Consider the following 21,101-nt stretch of genomic DNA (forward strand, 5'->3'; position numbering starts at 1 on the left):
GGTACCGGCGCCGAGTCGCAATACCGTTCGCCGATTGGATGGCTCACGTGACATTGTACCAGGATCGGGCAGTACCTATTAGAGCACCACGAGGAGGTCGGTCACGTACATGACACCGAGACCGAGCAGGAACGCGAGCAGATTCGTTGCGCTGGCCACACGACCGCCAGCGTCCCGAACCATTCGCGCGATCTCCCAGTTGACCTGCAGGATTGCACCAACCCCGATAGCGAGGAAGAAGGCACCGATCGTCGGCGAATACGCCAGACTCCCGATCCAGCCACCGAGGATGACGGGTGCGCCGGCGATGACGCCGAGCGCGGCGAAGTGTTTGATCGACGGGCGTTCTCCGCGGGCGACCGGCGCGACGACCGCCGGGCCTTCCGTCACGTTATGGAGCATGAACCCGATCACGAGGAACGCGCCGAGAGACACACGCCCGAGTGCGAACGAACTCCCGATAGCAAGCCCCTCCGCGAGGTTGTGCAGGCCGATCCCGACCGCGACCAAATAGGCGATCCAGAGACCGCTACTCGCCCGGCTATCACCACCGGCGACACGGCCCTCACGCCACGCACTGATCGCCTGGACCAGGAGGAGTGCACCAAAGATCCCGAAGACGACCAGAAGGTTGCCTTCGTAGGCGCCCGGAACCCGCTCGGCGAGTTCGAACGCCTCGAACCCGGCATCGAACGCCAAGAAGCCGAGTACGCCGGCCGCGAACACGAGCACGGCGTGCAGCCACCGGTCGCTCATCGTCTTGATGTAGGGGAACCACAGCATTCCGAGTGCGACGGGGATGACGCCGACGAACAGCCCGATGACTGCAAGCGTTCCGAGTAGACTGAGGCTGAAGCCGGGCGACTGACTCGGCGCGACGATCGTGTTGTGGAACGTCGCTCCGTCAGAGAGTACGAGAGCGACCTCGAGGTCCCACCCCGGATTCCAGTGATACGGGACCACGACCTGTGCGCTTTCCATCGGGGCGAGCGTCTGGTCACCACCGGCTCCGTCGACCCGGAAATCCCAGTACGCTTCGTCGACGAGGACCTGTGATATCGTGACGGATTCGGGCCCGTTGTTCGTCACGTGCAACACGACCGTGTCGTCGCTCGGAAGCGTCGTGTGCGTGACCGTTACGTCCGGAAGCGGTGCGCCGCTCTGAACGCCGGCGAGCGGTGACGTGAACGCGAACACGCCTAGGACGAGCACGAGCAACACGATCGGAAGTAGCGCACTGACCCATCGCGGTAGTCCGAACGGCTGTGCGATCTCGTTCTCGGCTGGTACGCCACCGTCCGCCGTCGGGGGTTGTGTCTTGTCCGTCATGTTAGATCACCTCGAAGAAGCTCATCCAACCGAGTTCGGCGAACTCCGACTGATGCGCGTGGAACATGTACAGCCCGGCCTCGTGGTCCGAGTAATCGGTCTCGACGATCCCACGCTGCGCCTGCGTCTGCATGACCGTGTCCACGGTCTTGCGCGTCGGCGTCAGCGTCGTTCCGTGGTCGTAGTAGTCGAAGAACTGCGAGTGCGTGTGGAACGAATTGATGAGGTCGAACTCCGTGGCGTTGGCGAGATACACGCGCTGGCGTTCGGTCTTGTCGATCTGTATGGGACGTTTCGTCTCGCCCGCCGCCCAGTTACCGTTGCCGTCGGTGCTACCGACCCCGTAGCCGAACGCCCGCGTGTTCACCGCGTAGACCTCGTTGCCGCCGTCGAAGTCGGTGTCGAACGAGTTCATCACCATCACCATCTCGTTGACGGCGTCGTTTTCGGCGTACTCGTGATTCCGGCTCTTCGCTTCGTCGACGAACTGCGTCCGCAGGTCGTCGGTAATCGGGCCGGGGTAGTTGACGTAGTCGCGTGGGTTCTCCCTGACGCGTTCGGGGTCCGGATCGACGATGATCGTCCCGTAGAGTCCCCGGTGGATGTGTTCTTTCAGCGGGAGCGAATGGCAGTGATAGAAGTGCGTGCCCGCGGGCTGGGCGATCCACTCGTAGGTGAAGGACTCTCCCGTATCGAGGACGCCCGGTCCGTTCTGGGGGATTCCATCCATTCGCGGGTTGAGATTCTTCAGGTGCGGATGGATCGTGTGCGCGTGACGTCCCAGATTCGTGAACTTGATCCGGAGTAGGTCACCCTCGACGGCACGGATGGTAGGACCCGGTACCTGGCCGTTGTACGCCCACGCCTGGAACTCGATGCCCGGCGCGATGGCAATCGTCGTGTCGACGGCGGTCAACTCGAACTCCCGAACGGTTCGGCCATCCTCCTCGTAGACCCGCTGGGGAACGTTATCCTGTCCGCCGTCTCCGGTGTTGAACGCGGTGAGAAACTCGTGAGGGTCGAAATCCAGATCTTGGTATTCGCCCACCGTACCGAAGTTACCGTGTGCATCTCCGTCTTCGTGGTCGGGCGACGCACCCGCTCGCGTACTGCCGAGTCCGACTGCAGCACTCCCGGCGACACCGAGACTGCCGAGTACCGTACGACGACTGACGCTCGTTTCACCGGTGAGTGAGTCGATCAGTCGCTGTTCGAGCCGTTCTGTGACGTCCGCCGCACTATCGTAATCTACCGATGGCATGATCTCCTCCGCTGGGTGGGCCTTCGGATACTCATATGCGCTAGTTGGCTCACCAAATATATAAATTAGACGTGTCTAAACTTAGAGTGAGTCTAAACTAATGACAGAGGTGAAACAATTCAAACCACCAGGCGTTCAACACTGAGCGGGTCGTAGAGGCGATCTTCACCGCCAATATCCCGGTGGTCACTGCGATCGGACACACTGATGACTGGCAAATCGTAGCTCCGGCCGTGGATGTCGCGACGATCACGCCGACCGCCGGCAAGTGTATCCGGGACTCCCGCCAAGAGTCCCTTGCGGGTGAGATCGAGCCGCTGGAGCGACAGCTTGACGCCGCGTACGAGACTTCCCAGCAGGAGCACGAACCACGAACAGGAACTCGTCGAAGCAGGCGATGAGGCGACCGCACCGAGGGCATTCGTGCGATCAGCTGGCTATCGGCTCCTGTAATGCCTCCTCGATCGGCTCCTCGCCGGCCGCGAGTTCAAACGTTTCGCCGTGCGTGCTCTCGATCCCGAGCGTCGCGACCAGCGTCCGGGCGACATCCTCGCGCGGGATCTCGACATCGCCCCGATCAAGATCGGTGCCGGTTCTGATTCTCTCGGTTCCGCCCTCGTTCGTCAGTGGCCCGGGCCGGATGATCGTGTCCGTCAGATCGCTCTCCCGAAGGTACTCGTCGGCCTCGGCCTTCGCTCGGAGGTACTCTCGCAGCGCTTCCGGGCTGTTCTCGGGTCGATCAGCGTTGATTGAGCTGAGCATCACGAACCGATCGATACCCTCGGCTACGGCCTCGTCGATGAGGTTGATTGCACCGTCGCGGTCGACACCCCACACGTCCTCGCCGCCCGACCCGGCGGCGAAAATGACCGCGTCGATTCCCTCAACGGCATGCGAGACATCTGCGGTCAGATCCGCAACGACCGGCTCGGCGCCCAGGTCCTCAATGTCCTGCGCTTGCGACTCCGCGCGAATCATCCCCCGAACATCGTGGTCGCTCTCGGCGAGGATGCGGGTCGCATGTTGGCCGACCTGTCCGTGTGAACCGGCGACGAGCACGTTCATACGCTTGAAATCGTCCGGTATCGTGAAGAAGGTGGTGTCGTTCGGAACAGGATCACGACACGATTACGCTGCGCGTTCGAACGTTGTCTCGAGCAAAGCGAACAACTTCTGTGCCGAGGTGTGCGAGAGTCAGCAGATACCCCACCATGCGGAGCCACAGAGGGGTCGACGTTCAAGTGGTCCCAGAACGAAGCGGAGCCGTGACGGACGATTCGTTTCCTACCGACGAAGCCGAGGTACCGACCGTCTCGTGTACTCGGTGTGACCGAGAGTGGACTCTCGACGACGAACGTGATGATCTCGATCCGGGCAGCCACGCGATCGAGCAGTTCGCGCTTGATCATGAGCGTCACACCGGCCACTACCCGGATGACGTAAGTCCCTGGATCGTTCGGTGTCGGCACTGCCCCGACGGTGAACAGTTTCTCTCAGAGCGGCCTGCACGACGCTGGGCAGAGACTCATGCACGGCATACACGTCACGCCGTCCGTATTGAAGCACCGACGGGGGACGAGGACATCGTTTCGCGTGAAATCGACGACGCTCTCGAAGACTAGTCTGAGGCGTTGTCACTCCGAGCGAATCCAACCGAGCGTGTCACCGATCTCGAATTCGTCGTCTTCACCCACGACAATCTCATCGAGCGTCCCTGCGACGGGCGCTTGAATGTCGACGCTCACCTTTTCGACTTGGATCTCACAGAGGGTGTCACCCTCCTCGATCGACCGGCCTTCACGAGCGAACCAGTCGACGAGAATGCCTTCGGTCTCGTCGACGTCAGCCTCCCAGTCTCCGGTTGCACGGACCGCAACCCGCATGCCAGAGCCTCCGTCAGCGACGCTCCGTCGGTCACTCATTTTGAGGACACAACCTCCCGGACGCTCTCTTCAATATCGGCGGCATCCGGGATCACTTCGTCTTCCATCGGGCGAGCGTAGGGGATCGGAACGTCTGGGACAGCAACCCGCTCGACGGCGTCAAGCGCACCGAGATCGCGATCGGCGACACTCGCGACGATCTCTCCGGTGACGCCGAAGGATCGATAATCCTCGTCGACGACGACGAGTCGTCCGGTCTTTCGCACCGACTCGACGATCGTTTCGGTGTCGAGTGGAACCAGCGTCCGAAGGTCAATGACCTCCACGTCGATACCCTCGGCTGCGAGCGATTCCGCCGCAGCGAGCGCGCGATGGACGTGGAGTCCGAGCGTAACCACAGACACATCGGCGCCCTCGCGTTTGATGTCCGCCGACCCGAAGGGAATCGTGTAGTCGGTCTCCGGAACCGGCGTCTTCGGTCCGTCGGGCGCCGGCATCCAGCCGATCCCCATGAGCCGCTTGTGGAACAGGTACATCACCGGATCGTCGTCGCGGATCGCGTTGTGCATCAGCCCCTTCGCGTCGTACGCGGTCGACGGAACGACGAGTTTCAATCCGGGGACGTGTGCGAACGTGCCGTAGAGAGTTTGTGAGTGTTGCGCGGCGTCGTTGTACGTCCCGCCGACGGCGGCCGTGAGGACGAGCGGCACGTTCACGTTGCCGCCGCTCATGTAGGTGTTCTTCGCGAGTTGGTTGTAGATCTGGTCCATCGCGACGCCGAAGAAGTCCACGAACATCAGCTCCGCGATGGGCCGCATTCCCTCCTGGGCGGCACCGACGGCGGCTCCGAGATACGCGGTCTCGCTGATCGGCACGTCCATGATCCGATCGCGACCGAATTCGTCGAGCAGCCCCTGAGTACTGTCGAAGATCCCGCCGTAGTCGGCGACGTCTTCGCCCATGTAGAAGACCTCCTCGTTGTCGCGCATCTCGTGGGCGATCGACTCGACCATTGCCCGACTCATCGTCAGTTCGCGGTCGATGACGTCGTTCGTTTCACTCATCGGCGTTCACCTCCGCCAGCTCGAACTCCGGTTCCTCCGTTGTCACGCCTGAGGGCGGGTTGACGAACACGTCGTCGTAGGCGTCCTCTGGGTCCGGCTGTGGCTGCTCTTTCGCCCACGCGATCGCCTCTTCGACCCGCGTTTCCGCGTCGTCGCGCATCGACGCGAGGTCATCGTCGTCGACGCCGTGATCGCGCAATTCTGATTCGATCCTGTCGATCGAATCCCGAGCGAGCGCTGCCTCCTCGTCGTCGTCGGACCGATACGTCTGCGGATCGCCCATGAAGTGGCCCATCCGACGGTGAACTTGCACCTCTAAGAGCGTGGGACCGTTTCGGTCCCGCGCACGACCGATCGCCTCTGCAGCCGCCTCGTAAACGGCGACAGCATCGTCCTGATCGACACGAACACCGGGCATGTCGAATCCGGCGGCCCTGTCTGAACCGTCTTCCACGTCGGTGACGCGCTCTTTGGGCATGCTGATCGCCCAGTCGTTGTCCTCGATGACGAACACGACGGGCAGGTTATGGACGCTCGCGAAGTTCAGCGATTCGAGGAACGCTCCCTGGTCGATTGCCCCCTCACCGAGGAACGCGACCGCGACGGAGTCTTCGTTCCGCTTTTTGGCCGCCAACGCTGCCCCGGCCGCCGGCGGACAGCCCTCGGCGATAATGCCGCTACACGCGAAGTTCACGTCGGGATCGAACAGATGCATGTGGCCGCCTTTGCCCTTTCCAAGGCCGGACTCTCGCCCGAAAATCTCGGCCGTCATCCGTTTCAGATCGACGCCCTTCGCGATAGCGACGTGGTGTGGTCGGTGCGGTGCCGTGACGGTATCCTCTGGACGAAGGTGATGGCAAACCCCCACGGCGGCCGCTTCTTGGCCCGCTGCAAGGTGTAGCTCACCGGGAATCGGCCCTGCGGAGATATCGAACGCAGGCTGCTTTCCCTCTAGATACTCCTCCTGGAGGCGTTCTTCGTAGTGCCGGGCCGTTAGCATGTCCCCGTACATTTCGCGTATCCTGTCAGGAGATACCATGACACAGTAGCGTACATGGTTGATAATATTAGTTAGTTCGGGCAAACCTGACAGTCGGGTTACGTTATTCGGTGCTGTCGTGGAATTCGATGACGAGTCGTTCTGTAGCGAGGGCGTACACTGTCATTTCTTTCCCTTTCTCGGAGTACCACGTCTCGATCGGGGTGATTAGCTCTGCTTCGCAAAGTCGGTCGAGGTGGTATGAGACGTTTTGCACCGATTGGTCGACCGACTTGGCGATTTCCGATGCTGTTCTCGGTTTCGATTTGAGCGTACCCAATATTTTCTGCGCCGACGCTGAGGAAAGGACCTGTAGCACGTCTGTTGTCTCGTCTCGCTCAACGACGATGTTTGTCTGTTCACGGGGGGCGTGAGTGACTGGAGGCTGGTGTGGAAAGGCGCTGGCCATGGACTTGGTGAGTTCGGGGACAATTTGTTCAGTTTGTTCGGCTCACTCCGAACAAACAAATCAAACAGTTTAATACTTACGAAGTTCACAACAGAAGTATGACTCAACAGAGCGCCCATCACGATGTGTGGACAACAGACATCTATGAGTGAGGACGATCGTACCGTTGCGCGCGAGCGCGTCATCGAGTCGATGGAGCAGTCGGCGGAAGTCTACGGTCTCAGTCGAAGTGCAGGCCGCATCTATGGTGTGTTATACTTCTCTGAAGAGCCCCTCTCGATTCCGGAACTCGTCGACGAGACTGGGTACGCAAAGTCGACGATCAGCAACGTCACCCGGACATTGACGCGGATCGGACTCATCCACCGTCGATCATCTGAGGGGGGTGGGCGGCGCGTTCACTATACAGCTGAACGAGAAATTTGGTTCAGCCTGCAAGACGTGTTCCAACAGTACGTCCAACGGGAGATACAGACTACCTTACGTACCATCCAACGTGCGCAAGCACAACTTCCCGATGATAACGATACCGAGGCTGCACGGATCAAAGAGCTCCAACAAACATACGAAGATCTTCAAGAAATTGTCACGCTCACGTCAAACTTTACCGCCGCAGAACTCCGAGACGCCCTCGAATCCTACGACCAGTAGTCACCAGTATACGGTGTACAGACAGGTGTCATCGCCGTCACGACGACATGTATCCCCCGTTTCTTCAATGAAGACGAACGCGTCGACAGACGCGTACTGTCTGGCAACGCCACGGATGAGGCCTCGATCGAACGGACAGGGGTACGGATTGTAACACGTGAGTTCCCCGGATCGATCCCCCGTCTGTTCAAACTCGTAGTAGCCGATATCGCCACCACGGTGGTTCTGTTGATAGGCATCATCGATCGACTGAAGCCCCGCGGAAACGGTATCGAAGTTGTTCGGCCACGTGGCGACTTCCGGGAGCTGTTCCCCAAGCCGATCGAGGACGTGGGGCTGCAACTCCTCAGCGATCGTCTCGAAGGCATTCAACCAGGTCTGCTGTGGATACCACTCCTCGGGGTCTGGATCTGTGATTCCTTCCGCAGCGAGTGCCTGTAGCGCTCGTTCCTGATATGCTTCCGAAAACCGACCCATTGCCTCTTCAACGATCGTCAGTACCGTTTGACCGTTCACCTCTACGCCTTGGTCAAACGCTTCATAGGTGGCCATTATGCGATCCACCATTTGAATCTTGAAAGTAACTTCGATGTGGAGAGATTGTCGGCTTCCTACCACGACGATCGGCAAAAAGAGAGTTCCTTGTGGCCGCCCGCGAGTTCCCGACCGTGTGTCGGACTATGCTATCCGCACTAGCATCTGCTCGATCAGTGTCAACTCCAAGAAGTCGGCTTAAGTCGCCATCTTGTGGATCGAGAGGAACAAGAGACACGTCGAGACCAGCTCGCTGGTGAGCGACACCCACATTTGCTGCGAGCGAAGCCTTGCCGGCCGCCACCTGCTTCACTATACCGTGTACGCAAGCAGGTGAGTAGGATCGGGCTCATAGCTAATGACGGTATGCCAGACACTCACCTGTGTGTCTTAGAACCCTGTCTTAGAACTCTGTCTTAGATAACTGAGATATCCAAGAAAGATACCTTATAAATATATCTTAGTTCCCAGAGGAAACCACCTTAGTCTTGTATCTTAGCGCATTACCGTTCGTTCACCCGGTTGTCCGTCTGCGAGAACGCCTCGGTCGCCATGTCGGCGCGCTCGGCCGCCTCGATATGCTGGTACGCCTCGCGGACCTGCTCCTCGCTGTTGTCGAGGTACCGCGCCGCAGCGGCGTAACCGAACTGTCGAACCAGCACCTCACCGACGCCACGGCGGCCGCCGTGCAGTTCGAGGTAGTCGCCATCGAGCGCGAGGTCCAGCTCGTCGCGACGCTCGGCGAGCGCGTCGTGGGTCCAGAGCCGTTCCATGATCGACCGGGCGCCGTCGGTCGTGAGCGGCTTCGGCGCGTCGAGGTCGTGCTCGGCGGCGACGATCAGGTCGGGCGCCCCACTGCGTGTGCGCTCGATCGCGTCATCGTCGAGGCCGGTGTCGGCCAGTTCCTCGGCGACGTGCGAGGCGAGAGAGGGCCGGTGCAGCGTCGTGAACACCGGCCACGAGTTCGGTACGTCAAGCACCTCGCCGTACCGCTTCAACGGGCCGATGACGGGCTCAGGAAGCGAGGCCTCCTTCCACTCGCGACTCTTCCGGAACACCGTGACGCTGCTGTCCGCGAACGACACGTCACGCCAACGAATCCCGTTGCGACCCTCGCGGTCCTCCTTCGGCGCCGAGAGGAACTCCGACCCACGCAGGCCGGTGTAGGCGACGACGTACACGAGCGCCTGTTCGCGACACCGCTGGTACGCCTCGAACCGCGCTTTCTGTTTGGCCTGCCAGGTCTCGCTCTCTGGGTCTCCCCGATCGGCGTGGGAGACCTCGATCGCGCCGAGCGCGTCGAACGCCTCGGCGACGCGGCGATCGACGAACTGCGTGATCAGGTCGCGGTGGATCGGTTCCCACGCCTGCTGGTCGCCCGGTCGGCGGCCGTCGTTCTCCGGCAGTGGGTCTTCGGCGTCCGACTCGCGGGCGTAGTGCCGCGGAATGTACCCCTGCGCGTGCGCCCATCCGCACCACGACGCGACGTGCGCGTAGTAGGTGAGCACAGTGCCGGCAGCGTATCCCGCGGTCGAGAGGTACCGAGCGTAGTCCGAGAACACCGTCGTGTCGAGGTCCGCGAATCGGACGGTATCGCCGTCGACGACACCCACCCACGACTCGGGCGGGGACGCATTCGCTGGGTCAGCGGTCTCGCCGAGACACCAGCGCCGGAATCGATGCAGTTCGCGATCGGCGTCAGTTCGGTACGCACCCTCTTCGCCGGCGTCGCCCTTCCCTTTGTCCGTGAGGTACTTCGTAAAGGTGTCGTCGATCGGCGTCTCGACGGAGCGGCGACCCGTCATTGGGCCTCCGAGGGGTGGGGGTTGTGCCGTCGGAGTACCGCTACGGACGCGGTAGTCCGGCTGAAGCGACTGTGTGGGGAAGCGTCGGCCATAGTTCTGGATCTGCCTCGTTTTGGGCCACGGGTGGGGGTCACTAAGAACTTACTCTGTCTTACTCAACTAAGACAAAGTACTGTGGAATCGGGGTATTTGCTCGATCCTGAGCGCTAATCGGCTGATTTCAGCCGCGAGAGTCTGTTTACTCTAAGCGAGGCAGACACTATATCTCATTTCGCTATATACAATTAGCACCCGTCGGCAATCCAGAGAATCGCAGTATGAATATCTACAAACCGACAGATCACATACATTTGATCTGAAACGTCCCTTTCAGAAACCACACACCAGGAAACAGCCGTTACTGAAGAGTGCGTATTGTTCGACTCATTGAAGGACCCCGTCTCGTTGGGCTCATCACAGAGGAACGAGTGACGACTGTGACGACCCGGCAGCGGTGGCGTACACCGGCGAGATCACCGCGAACTTCACTATCAACAAGCTGCAGTTGAACCACGTCCATGAGGAGAACGACCGTACAGCGGTGCTCTCGTATGAACGGGAGACTAACGGGACCGAGTTGGGATGTCTCACCTACTGAGGAGTTCAACAGAGTCGGAATGCAGTATTACGAGAGACAATTCGAAATCACGCGGAGCGTGGCAGTTTAATAGATCAGGCGGCGTGACCTCATAGTAACAACGGTTTTACTGCTTTAAGAAATGATAACGAGTATGCCCTCCACTGACCAAGGTCAGTCCCTCACGAAACGCCAACTTCTGGCCGCTTGTGGTTCCTGTGTTGGTGCCGGCGCACTCGGGGGATACGCATACGGGTCTGGACTCTTGCATGAAGACGACTGTAGTCCCACCCCGATGGATAACTCAGCCACTGACTGGCCCCTCCCCCACCACGATGGAAGCAACACTCGCGCAGTCCCACCCGAAAACGCGCCCGAGAGTGAACTGTCCGAACAATGGAGTGCCGCTATTCAAAACCCCGCTCAACCCATCGTAATCAACGACTCCGTTTTCGCCGTGCCAGTTGCAGGTTCGACAAAAACCGTCAGAGCACACGACTTGGTTACCGGTGAAGAGCAATGGATGAAGCGCGCCGATTTCTCAGCCCAGCAACTACCGCTCACAGCGGGTGGCGATTCCCTCTTTCTCGGTCACGGTCGAGACGACGGAGACGTAGTTTCGAAGGCGTTAGCCACGGCTGACGGGAGCGAACGGTGGATGAGCGACGTAGCAAGTGAACAAGTTACGGTGGTACTTGATGAAGGGCTGCTCATTTTCGAAGATTCCAACGATATAATCGCAGTTGATGCTCACCGTGGTGAAAAATGCTGGCAAAAGAGCGTCCACTCACGTCTTAGCGTGAGTGCCATTCATGCCGGAGAAACCATCATTCTGGATACCTTCACAGATGGGAAAATTGTCGCGCTAGAGGCGAGAACGGGCGAACAGCAGTGGGAAGCCGACATTTCCGACTATTTCCATCCTGACGAGGATGTGCTCAACGACGGAATTGACGGTCACGTCGTCGCCGGGACTAATCACATCTATTTTTCGACTATTGGCGGAATATTGATCGCTCTCGATGCTGCGACTGGTGAAACAGACTGGGTGACGCCGGAGACACCTCCGGAGATACCTACTAAAGGTGAGCGACACTACCGCCCCCCAGGATTCGAACCAGCTGCTCTCGCTAACGATTCACTGGTGGTTATCGAATCGGATGGGGCAAATAAATCGGAACATGTGTACGCGATTGATCCGGCGACAGGAAACGAACAGTTACTATTCGAACCAGAACCCGAGGAGAATGTACACATCGGTTCGGTAGCAGTAGCCGGAGAAACACTGTTTCTTCCCGTGATGAATGAACTCCGTCTCGTCGATCTGGCAAGTGGAGAGCCCCTCGAAACTCACAGCCTCGACGACCATGCACAGTCGGTGACTCTCGCGAATGGCTATTGTCTTGTTACCACGACTGAGGGACTCATCGCATTTCAAGAGGAATCGGATCGATGAGAAAGAACTGCCTGGCTCTGTTGAAATCCTCTGCTTCAGACAGATTCTCATCTGAAACAGCCGGTCGATGAGAGATGCGAGGAACTCGTTAGCAACGTCGTACTCGACGCTATCGATCCGCGTGAATCGTTCGTACTTTCCCGGTTCGTCGAGGTCGGGGAGCTGGTCGTCGATGCCGTCCGCGTCGCCGCCGGTGCGCTCGGCGTCACTCACCGGGACCACCTGCGAGCGCGGAACTGCGAGCCGAACCGTCGCTGATCGAGGACTGTGCCTTCCGGGACCCACCGCTGCGGTGGCGACCCGAACTGTCTTTACCGGAGAGGTAATTCGTACTCATGCCGTTTGCGCGGCAGGTCGGGGGCGTTCCTGCGCCCGCGGCCATTCCGAGACCAGTATCCTGCTCTCGTGGCCGACTTCCCGCCTTAGAGTTATCGTATACTGATACGGCGATTGAGGCGTACAAAAAGTCCGGTTCTAATAATAAAAAAACTGTTGTGGTGAATACTCCAAAGTGGGAACCGTGTGGCTACTCAAAAGCTATTGTGCCGTAGCGCAAGGTGAATGGGTCCAATCACACTACTGGGTGCCGTTGATCCAGTATGGGTGGCGTTCCTCTCTCCGGAACTCGCGAGTCGGATGCAGTTCGGATGGACAATCTCCGTTCACATCATCTTCGCGTCCCTTTCGATCGGGCTCGCACCGTTTATTATCTACTTTACCTGGAAAGACGTGCGGACGAACGAGCAGCGGTATGCGCGATTGCGCTCGTTCTGGGTGAAGGTTTTCGGCGTCGGCTTCGTGATGGGTACAGTCACTGGGATTCCGATGAGCTTCCAGTTCGGTACGAACTTCCCACAGTTCGCCGAGGTGGCCGGTGAACTGATCGGCGGCCCGCTGGCCTTCGAAGCGAAGATGGCATTCTTCTTAGAGGCCGTCTTCCTCGGCGTGTTGCTGTACGGCCGCGACCGCGTCAAGGATCGGACATACGTCATCTCGTCAGTACTCGTCGGCTTCGGCGCCTGGCTGTCGGGGTTCTGGATCTTGATCGTCAACGCGTGGATGCAGACCCCACGGGGCTACGAGATGGTCACTCGCAACGGGATGGAGGTCGCCAAACTAACCGACCCGTTCGCCGCGTTCCTCACCCCGCGAATGCCCTGGATGTACGTCCACATGATGAACGCGTCGGTGATCGCGGTCGCACTGCTGGTCGCGGGCGTCTCGGCGTACATCGTCTGGAAAAAGCCCGACACTGAAGCCTGGAACACCGCACTCAAGCTGGCTGTCGTACTCCTGATCATCTCCGCACCGTTCCAAGCAGTCCACGGCGATGCCTACGGCCGCCACGTCGAGGACACCCAGCCACAGAAGTTTGCCGCGATGGAGGCCCACTACGAGACTGGACAGGCCGACCTGCACCTGCTCGCGTTTCCGAAGTCCCCCGATGCACTCACCGACCCGCGAGCCGAGAACCTCGTCACCGTGAGCCTTCCCGCAGTCGGGTCGTTCCTCGCCAGTGGCGGGGACTTCGACGCCGAGGTTATCGGACTGAACGAGTACGATGAGAACCCCCCCGTAGCACTCGTGTTCTGGTCGTTCCGTTTCATGGTCGGACTCGGGTTCTTGTTTATCGGGCTGTCGCTGTGGGGCGGGTACCTCACGTACCGCGGGCGGCTGTCTGACAGCACACGCTACCTGAAGGCGATGATCGCTGCATCGCCGCTCGGCTACGCCGCGTTGCTCACCGGCTGGTACGTCACCGAGATCGGCCGCCAGCCGTGGGTCATCCAAGACGAACTCAGGACCAGCGAGGCAGTCTCCTCGACACTAACCGGGGCGGAGGCGACACTGACCCTGGTCGGGTTCGTCGTCGTCTACGTTGGGCTGGTTCTGACAGCCCTATACGTCCTGAAGTGGCTGGTCCGGGAAGAACTCCAAGCGCTCGGTGTCCGAGAGCCGAATGAAGGCCGCTGGCACGGTCCGATCCCGGGAGTGAGTGACGATGACTGACCCGTTGTTGCCCGTCGACGCCTACCTCGTCGAGTCGCTGCCGGAGATCTGGTTCGGCGTCGTGCTGTTCGCACTGGGGATGTACGTCGTCCTCGACGGGTTCGATTTCGGCATCGGAATGCTGTACGCGACCCGGACGGACGAACACGAGCGGGAGACGTTCCTGTCGGCGTTCGGCCCGGTCTGGGATGCCAACGAGGTGTGGGTCGTCGCCTTCGGGACGATGCTGCTGGCGGCGTTCCCGCGCGTGTACTCGCGCCTGCTGGCGGACAACTATATGCTCGCGCTCGGGTTCGTCGTCGCGTTGGTGTTCCGCGGCCTCGGTCCAGAACTCCGCGAGCAGCGCGACGACGAGCGCTGGAAGCGCTACGCCGACTACGCCTTCATCGGGGGCAGCGTGTTCGCGCCACTGCTGTTCGGAATGCTCGCCGGCCGCTGGCTGTTCGGCGGGGCGACGCTACCGGTGGCGTTGACTGGCGTCGGCCTGGTCGCCGTCTCAGTCGTCACAGGCGCGGCGTTCCTCGCGGCCAAAACCGAGCCCAGCCTGGCGTCAGAATTGCGTACGTACGGCATCGGTGCGACACTGGCGTACCTTGGCGGTGTGGGCGTGCTGCTGGGAACTGTTGTCCTGACCGACGCGGGTGGCGCTGCCGACGCGGTGCTCTCGCTGCCCGTCGCTGCAGTCGTCGCTCTCTCGATCGCTGTCGGGCTGGGCGGGAGCGTACTGGCCAGACGCGGCCGGTACCGAGCCTGGCTCGCGAGCGCACTGGCACTGCCCACACTGTTGACGATTTTTGTCGCAACTCTGCTGTACCCGACGATTTATCCACCGACCGGTCTACTGGTTAGAGAAGCGGTCGTGTCGCCGCTGGCGCTGAACCTCGTGACCGTCCTTGGGTTCCCGGTCCTGCTGCTGGTACTGTGGTATTTCAAGTTCCTCTACGGAGTGTTTAGCGGCCCAATCGAGGATGAGGGCTACGGGGGGTAACCCCACCAACCTCTCGTCGTTCCATTCTCCGCTCAGTACTGGTGACTCTCCGATCAGGGATGTGTACGATATGATGGAATCACATCCTCGCGATAGTGTATCACTCTCGGTGTCACACATCACCAGTGCCGGCAACTGGAACGCGACAGAGCATATCGGCTTCGGACTGCCGAGGACCGCATTATGTCGCAGTTTGTCGAGCAGACACTCTAGCTGGGGCCATCGAAGAAAGATAGTTCCAGATGCAGTGAGAACGCCGGTCTCAACTTCTGGAAGGAATTATCGAATCCACGGCTTCGTGGTCTTGTCTTGGGGTTCTTGGGAATACTTGGGTTACTCATTCACTTGGGTCTTGTACAGCGGTGGACCTGACACTTACCAATCCTCGAAACCCACGCTACTGCTAATTCGCTATCTGCTTCACCTGTATTGACCGCAACCGGATCAGAATGAATCACTTGCTGAGGATTTCAACAGAGCCGCCTAATGCTATTTCTCGGCGTTCGGATCTGAATATCGAGCGCGTATCTCGCACAGAATTTACTACGTATTCAACTAGATCAGAGAGGTTAACAAACTAATTTTTGGCCGATTTAGTCAGGCATCGCACTCGGTGAACGTGACTCCGCTGATCTCGAAACGGGTCCCGCCATCCTCGCTCTCGGTAACCGAGATAGTCCAGTCGTGCATCTCGACGAGACTCTTGACGATGTGCAGCCCGTATCCCGTGCCGTTCTCGCTCGTCGAATACCCCGCTTCGAAAATGAGGTCTCGGTCGGAAGCGGGAATGCCAGAGCCGTCGTCTTCGACGTAGAACCCGGCTTCGCCCAGCGTACCGACGCGAATCGACGTGGCGTCTCCGTGATCGAGGGCATTCCAGTACAAGTTCTCGAATATCCGTCGGAGTTGACTTGAGTATGCTGCGAACTCGGCATCGTCCCGAACGGCAAGTTGCGCGTCTCCGCCGTCGACGGTCTCCCACACCCTCGTCGCGCTCTCGTGGAGTGACACCATCGATTGGTCTCGTTCCTCCTCGCGCGCGAGCTGCAGGAGATCGTCGATGAGGTTTCGCATGCGATTGTGGGCCGTCGCTACCTGGTCGAGATGAGAGAAATCGCCGGTCTCCTGAGCCAACTGGAGGTGGCCTTCGGCGACCGACAGCGGATTCCGGAAGTCGTGGGACACCGTGTTGGCGAACGACTCCAGAATCTGGTTGCGGCGTGTGAGCTGCTCTTCATGTTGCTTCTCCTCGCTGATGTCACGGGAGTGGACGACCAGCCCCTCGTCGACGGGATAGGCCCGGATTTCAACCCAGTAGTCGTGTGGCTCGTAGTACAGATCGCACTCGACGGACTCTCTATCCGTCATCGCCTTCCGTAGAGTGTCGTGAAGGTCGGTCTGAGTCCCCCGTGGAAACACCTCCCGGAATTGGGTGCCGAGGACCTCCTCCGAGTCGTAGCCAGTTCGGACCGTCATCTCTTCGTTCCAGTAGAGTATCGTCCAGTCGTGTGAGAGTATGTAGAGCCCATCTGTCTGTTCGTAGAACGCGAGCAGCCGGTCGTTGGCAACCCGGGCCCGGCGTTCGGACCGACGGTGGGCAACACTCTGTTTGACTTGAGTGGCGAGGAGTTGGAACACTTCGGGGCCACCCTTCTTCACGTAGGCGTTCGCGCCAGCGGTTGTCGCCTCTGAGGCGATCTCCTCGCTTCCCTCTCCGGTGAAGAGGATAAACGGGAGGTTCGGATAGTTCTCGCGCACACGCTGTAGGAGTTCGATCCCATGTGGTTCGGGCATCCGATAGTCGCTGATGACACAGTCGATGGAATCGCTCGATAGGTAGTCGAGTGCTGCTCCCGAATTTTGTTCTCCGATGACGGTGATACGGTCGTCGATACTTTCCAGCATGCCTTGGGATAGTCCGTACCACTCGGGTTCGTCATCGACATGCAACACACGAATCTCGTCGCTTTCGTCGGGTGATGCATTCATCACAACCACCCGATCGCGTCATGGATCTCGTCGAGTGTGGGTTGTTCGTTAGCGTCATCAGTCACCCACCGGTACCGAATCGTACGCGAGTCATCGAGTGCGAACACCGCCCGTTTGCAGACGGCAGGGTGGTGCTCCCAGTAGTCGTACTTGACGCCGAAGGCCGCAGCCATACTCGCCAGCCGGTCGGTCAACAAGGGAAACTGCAACTCGTATTCGTTTCTGAACTGCTTATGAGAGTGTGCGCTATCAACCGACACGCCGACGACATCGACATTTTTGGTGACCGTCAACCACTCGGCGTCCCGAAAGCCACAGAGTTGTTGGGTGCAGACTGGACTGAAGTCGAACGGATAGAACGACAGCACGAGTGTACCCTCGTCAGTAAATTCTGAGAGCCGGAACGTGTCGATGCCGTCGTCTCCAACACCGGGCAGGTCGAAGTCGGACACCTGTTCTCCAACTGGTTTTGGCGTCGTGACCCCCTTATCGCCCCCGTCGGGAGGTGGATAGTTTGTATCCATACTGGGAAGCCTCCGAATACGGCGTTCAATTTTTGATTATCCGGGTAACATAAACCCCATGAGTATCCAGCATGTCCTGGCTGTAGGAATATTCAAAATAGAGATGGTAGCACCCATCGATACTCCTAGTAATAACCCATCTGAATAGTGAGGTTTCAGCAAGGCTCAGTTGCTGATTGCTCGTCGTGATTTTGCTGAATACTCCCTCTGGCTCTGTTGAAATCCTATTCTTCAGACACATTATCGTCTGGAGCAGCCGGTCGCTGAAGAGTACGTACTTGGCCGAGCAACTAACAATACGGTAGGCAAACAACAGGTATGGAACACATCGACGGTGGTCGGGTCCGGAGGTACCTCTTCGGTAACCGTCTCCCTCGTTGGACCGTTATCGGTTTTGTTGTCGGCCTCTTGGGTCTCGCGTCTGTCGCGTTTCTCCTCGGTGTGGGTGTTCGCCTCTATGATTTCTGGGGCTGGCTTGTGATCGTTCCGGGAACTGCCGTCATTGCGGGGTTCCTCGGTGCGGGCTTAGTCCCAACCGTCGGTACACTGTGGATGATTAGCCTCTGGGGGTACGCCTTTCCACCACTTGTCGGTTATCTCTCTGGTGAGTGGATGGGGGCAGGCCGGTACACCTCGCCGAGAATGCTGGGGTTCGCATACGGGTCTGCCCGCGCCGAATTACTCGGGGGACTCGAAACAAGTGTTAATTTTGGGTTGGCGCTTGCGGTCATCGTCGGAACGACCGGCTACGCTGCGGGGTCCGTCATCCGATGGATGGCGACGCGCGTACGGTCGGCTTGATTACTGAACAGCCAGTATTGACCACACCGGAGCAGAATATCTCACTTGTTGAGGATTACAACAGAGCCTACCGCCTGTATTTAGCAATCAGTACGTATCAATCTCTGAGTATTTCAACAGAGCCCCGCGTTCTTATTCTCCAAGGACACGGGCGATAGCTCCCATGATAACGAGTATCCCACCGAGAATGAACGTTCCCGGAATTGGGAGGACGAATACGATCACGCCCACAATCAGGATTATTGATGATTTACGCATGAGGTTCCATTTTATTCTCTCGGTGGTTAACCATTGGGCCTGTTCCAGGGAAATACTCAAAGCCGGTTTCCGGAAACTCGACGCGATAGGGGATTGTATATACTACGGTTAGAACCAAATGGAACTGTCGCTCAAGAGTGTGAAAGTGAACCCGCCCTGCTACGGTGTGTCGAAAGAGTTGTGTTTGCGGGTTTGACGCGCAAGGTGACCACAACGGTAGACACCGGCAGCGGCGGGCTCTACATGGGAGGAGTCACCGCCGGATAAAGAGGATTGTGGTCACACCATACGAGCGCGGCACAGTCGGAATGGGAACGGAGGATATGGGTCACAACCGTGTAGCGCTTTCACATCCGCAGTAGAAATGAAGGTGGGTGTGCGTTTTTGATCGATATAACATAAAAGATTATTATGACATCTATGTAAGATGTAGCATATGTTGGGGTACATCCCTAACGCAGAGGAGGCGGATCGAGTACTTATTGCGTTATCGGATGGCTTCCGCCGCCGATTGTTGTTTAAATTATATGCGGAAACGGACGCAGGAGTGGCATCTGTTAGTTATACCGATATCGACCACTACCGGGCTGATCGAGGTCGTAAACAACTATATCACATCCACCCCCCCAAACTCGAAGAATTGGGATATATCGATTGGAACGAATCCGAAAAGACGGTCCAGAAGGGCCCCAGCTGGACCAAAGTCGAGCCGGTTTTGAACCTCATTTACACACACATGAATGAACTCCCGCCGTTTCTCCAAGAGACGCCCTCCGAGAGCGACGAGACCAACTGTGAATTCCGCTCGTACTGACCGCGCCCGGTCGGGGCGTACCGCCTTTTGAAATTTGGGGCTCTGTTGAAGGTCGCGTTAAGTTAGAGAATGAGGCGGACGATTTCTGAGTGTCTATGCCAGAATTCGACCGCCTCAGCGAACGTATCACGTGGATCAACTTGTCGTTTGTGGAGCGAGATCGAACGCCGCGCTGGGCGATTGAAGTAGGTATCCGCTGTCACTTGGCCGGTATGTCACTACGTGAGGTAAGTAAGCATCTTGAACTGTTTGGGATCAAGCGGAGTCACGTTGCGATCCATAACTGGGTTCATAAAGCTGATCTACAGCCGATCTCAACCGTCTCCGAGGATCAACTCGCGGTTGACGAAAAGATGATCCGCCTCCACGGCCAGAAGTTCTGGCTGTACGCGCAGTTGATCCGTATACGAACGAAATCCTTCACGTGAGTCTCTATCCGACCGCAAATAAACAGACGACGCGATGGTTTTTAACCGAGCTACACCGGCGCTATCAGCTCGATACCGTGGAATTTCTCGTCGATGACGCAGACTATCTCAGATCAGTTCTCGCTGAAGACGGCTATCGATTTCGAGTGATTCGCCATGGAAATCGGAATGCCATTGAACGTGTCTTTTGGGAAATAGAACGACGAACATCATCGTTTGCGAATAGTTTTAGCAATGTCGCGCTAGAGACAGCTCAAAATTGGCTCGAAGCCATCGCCGTCTACCACAATTCACGTCAAACTTAACGCGACCGCCCAAGACCGGGATCAAATCAAGGATTGCGAATCCGACGAGACCGACCACGAGCGCCAACCACCGATCGTCCCGTCCGGCCCGCCGGAGAACCCACGCACCGACGGCGTACTGGCCGTAGACGACTCCAACCCAAATCGCGAGCCCGAACGCGATTGCGCCGAAGATGGCAAGCGGAATGCCGATGATCGTGATGGCGACCAGCGCCAGGAGAATCGGGCCTCCGACGAGCGCCAGCAATCCAACACCGCCGGTTTTCGCTGGCTCGTCAGACACACGCCCCGCAAGCCTCGCCGAGAAGGCCGGGAAGACGACGAGCAAAATCGCTCCGAGCAGGAGATTTGCGAAGAGGCTGTATCCCCATGTCAACCAGCTGGGGAGCGTGAAGGTACCGACGTCGCCTCGGAGGTTTGGATCCTCAACGACGCCGCCCGCGACCGTCTCAGTCGTCACCACAAATCGTGCTGCAGGCTGCCGTGAGAAGTCACTCTCTGCCGCGGCGTCGGGATCGACTCGACGGTCGCTCACTCAGACTGGGACGATGGTTACTGGCACTGCTGATTCGAGCGCCACCGACTGCGTCACGCTCCCGAAGAGCGCCTTCCCGGCCGGTGAGCGTTTCCGTCCGCACAACACCACTTCGTCGACGCGGAGTTCGTTCGACAGTTCGACGATCGACTCCGCGACCGGCACGTACAGTTCTCGCTGTTCGGTCGCGATGCCGGCGTCGGAGAGGACGTCCAGCGCTTTGATGACGCCCGGGCTCTCCTCGTCGAAGCTCTCTTCGCCGGGGCTGCTCGACTCGTCGCGATAGGCGTGTGCGACCGTGACGGTGACCTCGTCCGTCGCGCCGGGGAGCCCCGAGACGTACCGGGCCTGCGCGGCCGCCCGATCAGTGTTGTCATCTACCGGGAGTAGTATCTCGTACAT

The 21,101-nt window shown here is 58.8% G+C and carries 21 protein-coding genes and 3 pseudogenes; 10 read left to right on the top strand and 14 right to left on the bottom strand.

Annotated elements, in window-relative coordinates:
• Positions 1-78 precede the first annotated feature (78 nt).
• Together FGL94_RS14095 and FGL94_RS14100 are read right to left on the bottom strand one after the other, a co-directional pair.
• Complete coding sequence (locus FGL94_RS14095; protein ID WP_144926591.1) at positions 79-1,329, bottom strand: ZIP family metal transporter; 1,251 nt, start codon at positions 1,327-1,329, stop codon at positions 79-81.
• A 1-nt stretch (position 1,330) separates the two neighbouring features.
• The gene (locus tag FGL94_RS14100; RefSeq protein ID WP_144926594.1) at positions 1,331-2,590 is read right to left on the bottom strand and encodes a multicopper oxidase domain-containing protein; all 1,260 of its coding nucleotides are present in this window, start codon (positions 2,588-2,590) and stop codon (positions 1,331-1,333) included.
• 182 nt (positions 2,591-2,772) lie between these two features.
• Between FGL94_RS14100 and FGL94_RS18645 the strand changes: the two genes are divergently transcribed.
• Positions 2,773-2,991, top strand: a complete 219-nt coding sequence (locus FGL94_RS18645; protein WP_241659189.1) for a hypothetical protein — start codon at positions 2,773-2,775, stop codon at positions 2,989-2,991.
• 28 nt (positions 2,992-3,019) lie between these two features.
• On the opposite strand, the gene FGL94_RS14110 is transcribed toward FGL94_RS18645, so the two are convergent.
• Positions 3,020-3,655, bottom strand: coding sequence for an SDR family oxidoreductase (locus FGL94_RS14110; protein ID WP_144926597.1), 636 nt, complete (start codon positions 3,653-3,655; stop codon positions 3,020-3,022).
• Between the two features lie 146 nt (positions 3,656-3,801).
• Here FGL94_RS14110 and FGL94_RS14115 point away from each other — a divergent pair, with 146 nt between their 5' ends.
• Positions 3,802-4,212: a hypothetical protein gene (locus FGL94_RS14115; protein ID WP_394348599.1), complete on the top strand. Its 411-nt coding sequence runs from the start codon at positions 3,802-3,804 to the stop codon at positions 4,210-4,212.
• 12 nt (positions 4,213-4,224) lie between these two features.
• Here the strand turns inward: FGL94_RS14115 and FGL94_RS14120 are convergent, their stop codons facing one another.
• The 4 genes from FGL94_RS14120 to FGL94_RS14135 all read right to left on the bottom strand — a co-directional run bounded on the left by FGL94_RS14120 (position 4,225) and on the right by FGL94_RS14135 (position 6,985).
• On the bottom strand, positions 4,225-4,512 hold the full coding sequence (locus tag FGL94_RS14120; RefSeq protein WP_144926603.1) for a lipoyl domain-containing protein: 288 nt from the start codon (positions 4,510-4,512) through the stop codon (positions 4,225-4,227).
• On the bottom strand, positions 4,509-5,537 hold the full coding sequence (locus FGL94_RS14125) for an alpha-ketoacid dehydrogenase subunit beta (RefSeq protein ID WP_144926606.1): 1,029 nt from the start codon (positions 5,535-5,537) through the stop codon (positions 4,509-4,511). Before FGL94_RS14125 ends, FGL94_RS14120 begins: the two co-directional genes overlap by 4 nt.
• Positions 5,530-6,549 carry a thiamine pyrophosphate-dependent enzyme gene (locus FGL94_RS14130; protein ID WP_144927000.1) on the bottom strand — a complete coding sequence of 340 codons (1,020 nt, stop codon included), beginning with the start codon at positions 6,547-6,549 and terminating at the stop codon, positions 5,530-5,532. Before FGL94_RS14130 ends, FGL94_RS14125 begins: the two co-directional genes overlap by 8 nt.
• A gap of 91 nt (positions 6,550-6,640) precedes the next feature.
• Positions 6,641-6,985 carry an ArsR/SmtB family transcription factor gene (locus tag FGL94_RS14135; protein ID WP_144926609.1) on the bottom strand — a complete coding sequence of 115 codons (345 nt, stop codon included), beginning with the start codon at positions 6,983-6,985 and terminating at the stop codon, positions 6,641-6,643.
• A 144-nt stretch (positions 6,986-7,129) separates the two neighbouring features.
• Here FGL94_RS14135 and FGL94_RS14140 point away from each other — a divergent pair, with 144 nt between their 5' ends.
• On the top strand, positions 7,130-7,636 hold the full coding sequence (locus tag FGL94_RS14140; protein WP_144926612.1) for a GbsR/MarR family transcriptional regulator: 507 nt from the start codon (positions 7,130-7,132) through the stop codon (positions 7,634-7,636).
• Here the strand turns inward: FGL94_RS14140 and FGL94_RS14145 are convergent, their stop codons facing one another.
• From FGL94_RS14145 to FGL94_RS14155, 3 genes and pseudogenes are all read right to left on the bottom strand, one after another.
• Positions 7,637-8,188 (bottom strand): hypothetical protein, encoded by a 552-nt coding sequence (locus tag FGL94_RS14145; RefSeq protein ID WP_144926615.1) that lies wholly within the window; start codon positions 8,186-8,188, stop codon positions 7,637-7,639. It lies immediately after the preceding gene.
• Between the two features lie 100 nt (positions 8,189-8,288).
• Positions 8,289-8,523, bottom strand: a pseudogene (locus FGL94_RS18650) (ParA family protein); the annotation flags it as partial.
• A gap of 150 nt (positions 8,524-8,673) precedes the next feature.
• On the bottom strand, positions 8,674-9,975 hold the full coding sequence (locus FGL94_RS14155) for a site-specific recombinase (protein WP_144926618.1): 1,302 nt from the start codon (positions 9,973-9,975) through the stop codon (positions 8,674-8,676).
• A 770-nt stretch (positions 9,976-10,745) separates the two neighbouring features.
• Between FGL94_RS14155 and FGL94_RS14160 the strand changes: the two genes are divergently transcribed.
• The 4 genes and pseudogenes from FGL94_RS14160 to FGL94_RS18925 form a co-directional block, all read left to right on the top strand.
• Complete coding sequence (locus tag FGL94_RS14160; protein WP_206664930.1) at positions 10,746-12,047, top strand: outer membrane protein assembly factor BamB family protein; 1,302 nt, start codon at positions 10,746-10,748, stop codon at positions 12,045-12,047.
• A 561-nt stretch (positions 12,048-12,608) separates the two neighbouring features.
• The gene (locus FGL94_RS14165) at positions 12,609-14,057 is read left to right on the top strand and encodes a cytochrome ubiquinol oxidase subunit I (protein ID WP_144926621.1); all 1,449 of its coding nucleotides are present in this window, start codon (positions 12,609-12,611) and stop codon (positions 14,055-14,057) included.
• Positions 14,050-15,045 carry a cytochrome d ubiquinol oxidase subunit II gene (locus FGL94_RS14170; RefSeq protein ID WP_144926624.1) on the top strand — a complete coding sequence of 332 codons (996 nt, stop codon included), beginning with the start codon at positions 14,050-14,052 and terminating at the stop codon, positions 15,043-15,045. Before FGL94_RS14165 ends, FGL94_RS14170 begins: the two co-directional genes overlap by 8 nt.
• A 31-nt stretch (positions 15,046-15,076) precedes the next feature.
• Positions 15,077-15,258 (top strand): annotated as a pseudogene (locus FGL94_RS18925) (helix-turn-helix domain-containing protein); the annotation flags it as partial.
• A gap of 384 nt (positions 15,259-15,642) precedes the next feature.
• Here the strand turns inward: FGL94_RS18925 and FGL94_RS14180 are convergent.
• Positions 15,643-17,034: an ATP-binding protein gene (locus tag FGL94_RS14180; protein ID WP_144926627.1), complete on the bottom strand. Its 1,392-nt coding sequence runs from the start codon at positions 17,032-17,034 to the stop codon at positions 15,643-15,645.
• A complete protein-coding gene (locus tag FGL94_RS14185) occupies positions 17,034-17,558 on the bottom strand; it encodes a redoxin domain-containing protein (RefSeq protein WP_144926630.1) in 525 nt (174 codons plus the stop codon). Before FGL94_RS14185 ends, FGL94_RS14180 begins: the two co-directional genes overlap by 1 nt.
• Positions 17,559-17,876: 318 nt before the next feature.
• Here FGL94_RS14185 and FGL94_RS14190 point away from each other — a divergent pair, with 318 nt between their 5' ends.
• The 3 genes and pseudogenes from FGL94_RS14190 (at position 17,877) to FGL94_RS14200 (ending at position 20,164) form a co-directional block, all read left to right on the top strand.
• Positions 17,877-18,359: a hypothetical protein gene (locus FGL94_RS14190; protein WP_144926633.1), complete on the top strand. Its 483-nt coding sequence runs from the start codon at positions 17,877-17,879 to the stop codon at positions 18,357-18,359.
• A gap of 694 nt (positions 18,360-19,053) precedes the next feature.
• Positions 19,054-19,431, top strand: coding sequence for a hypothetical protein (locus FGL94_RS14195; RefSeq protein ID WP_144926637.1), 378 nt, complete (start codon positions 19,054-19,056; stop codon positions 19,429-19,431).
• 95 nt (positions 19,432-19,526) lie between these two features.
• Positions 19,527-20,164: pseudogene (locus FGL94_RS14200) on the top strand (IS6 family transposase).
• Here the strand turns inward: FGL94_RS14200 and FGL94_RS14205 are convergent.
• Both FGL94_RS14205 and FGL94_RS14210 read right to left on the bottom strand, forming a co-directional pair.
• A complete protein-coding gene (locus tag FGL94_RS14205; RefSeq protein ID WP_186313421.1) occupies positions 20,088-20,624 on the bottom strand; it encodes a hypothetical protein in 537 nt (178 codons plus the stop codon). The pseudogene FGL94_RS14200 and the gene FGL94_RS14205 overlap by 77 nt on opposite strands.
• A 75-nt stretch (positions 20,625-20,699) precedes the next feature.
• Positions 20,700-21,101 carry a universal stress protein gene (locus FGL94_RS14210; RefSeq protein ID WP_144926640.1) on the bottom strand — a complete coding sequence of 134 codons (402 nt, stop codon included), beginning with the start codon at positions 21,099-21,101 and terminating at the stop codon, positions 20,700-20,702.

This window comes from Halorubrum salsamenti, from assembly GCF_007671685.1.
GTDB lineage: Archaea > Halobacteriota > Halobacteria > Halobacteriales > Haloferacaceae > Halorubrum > Halorubrum salsamenti.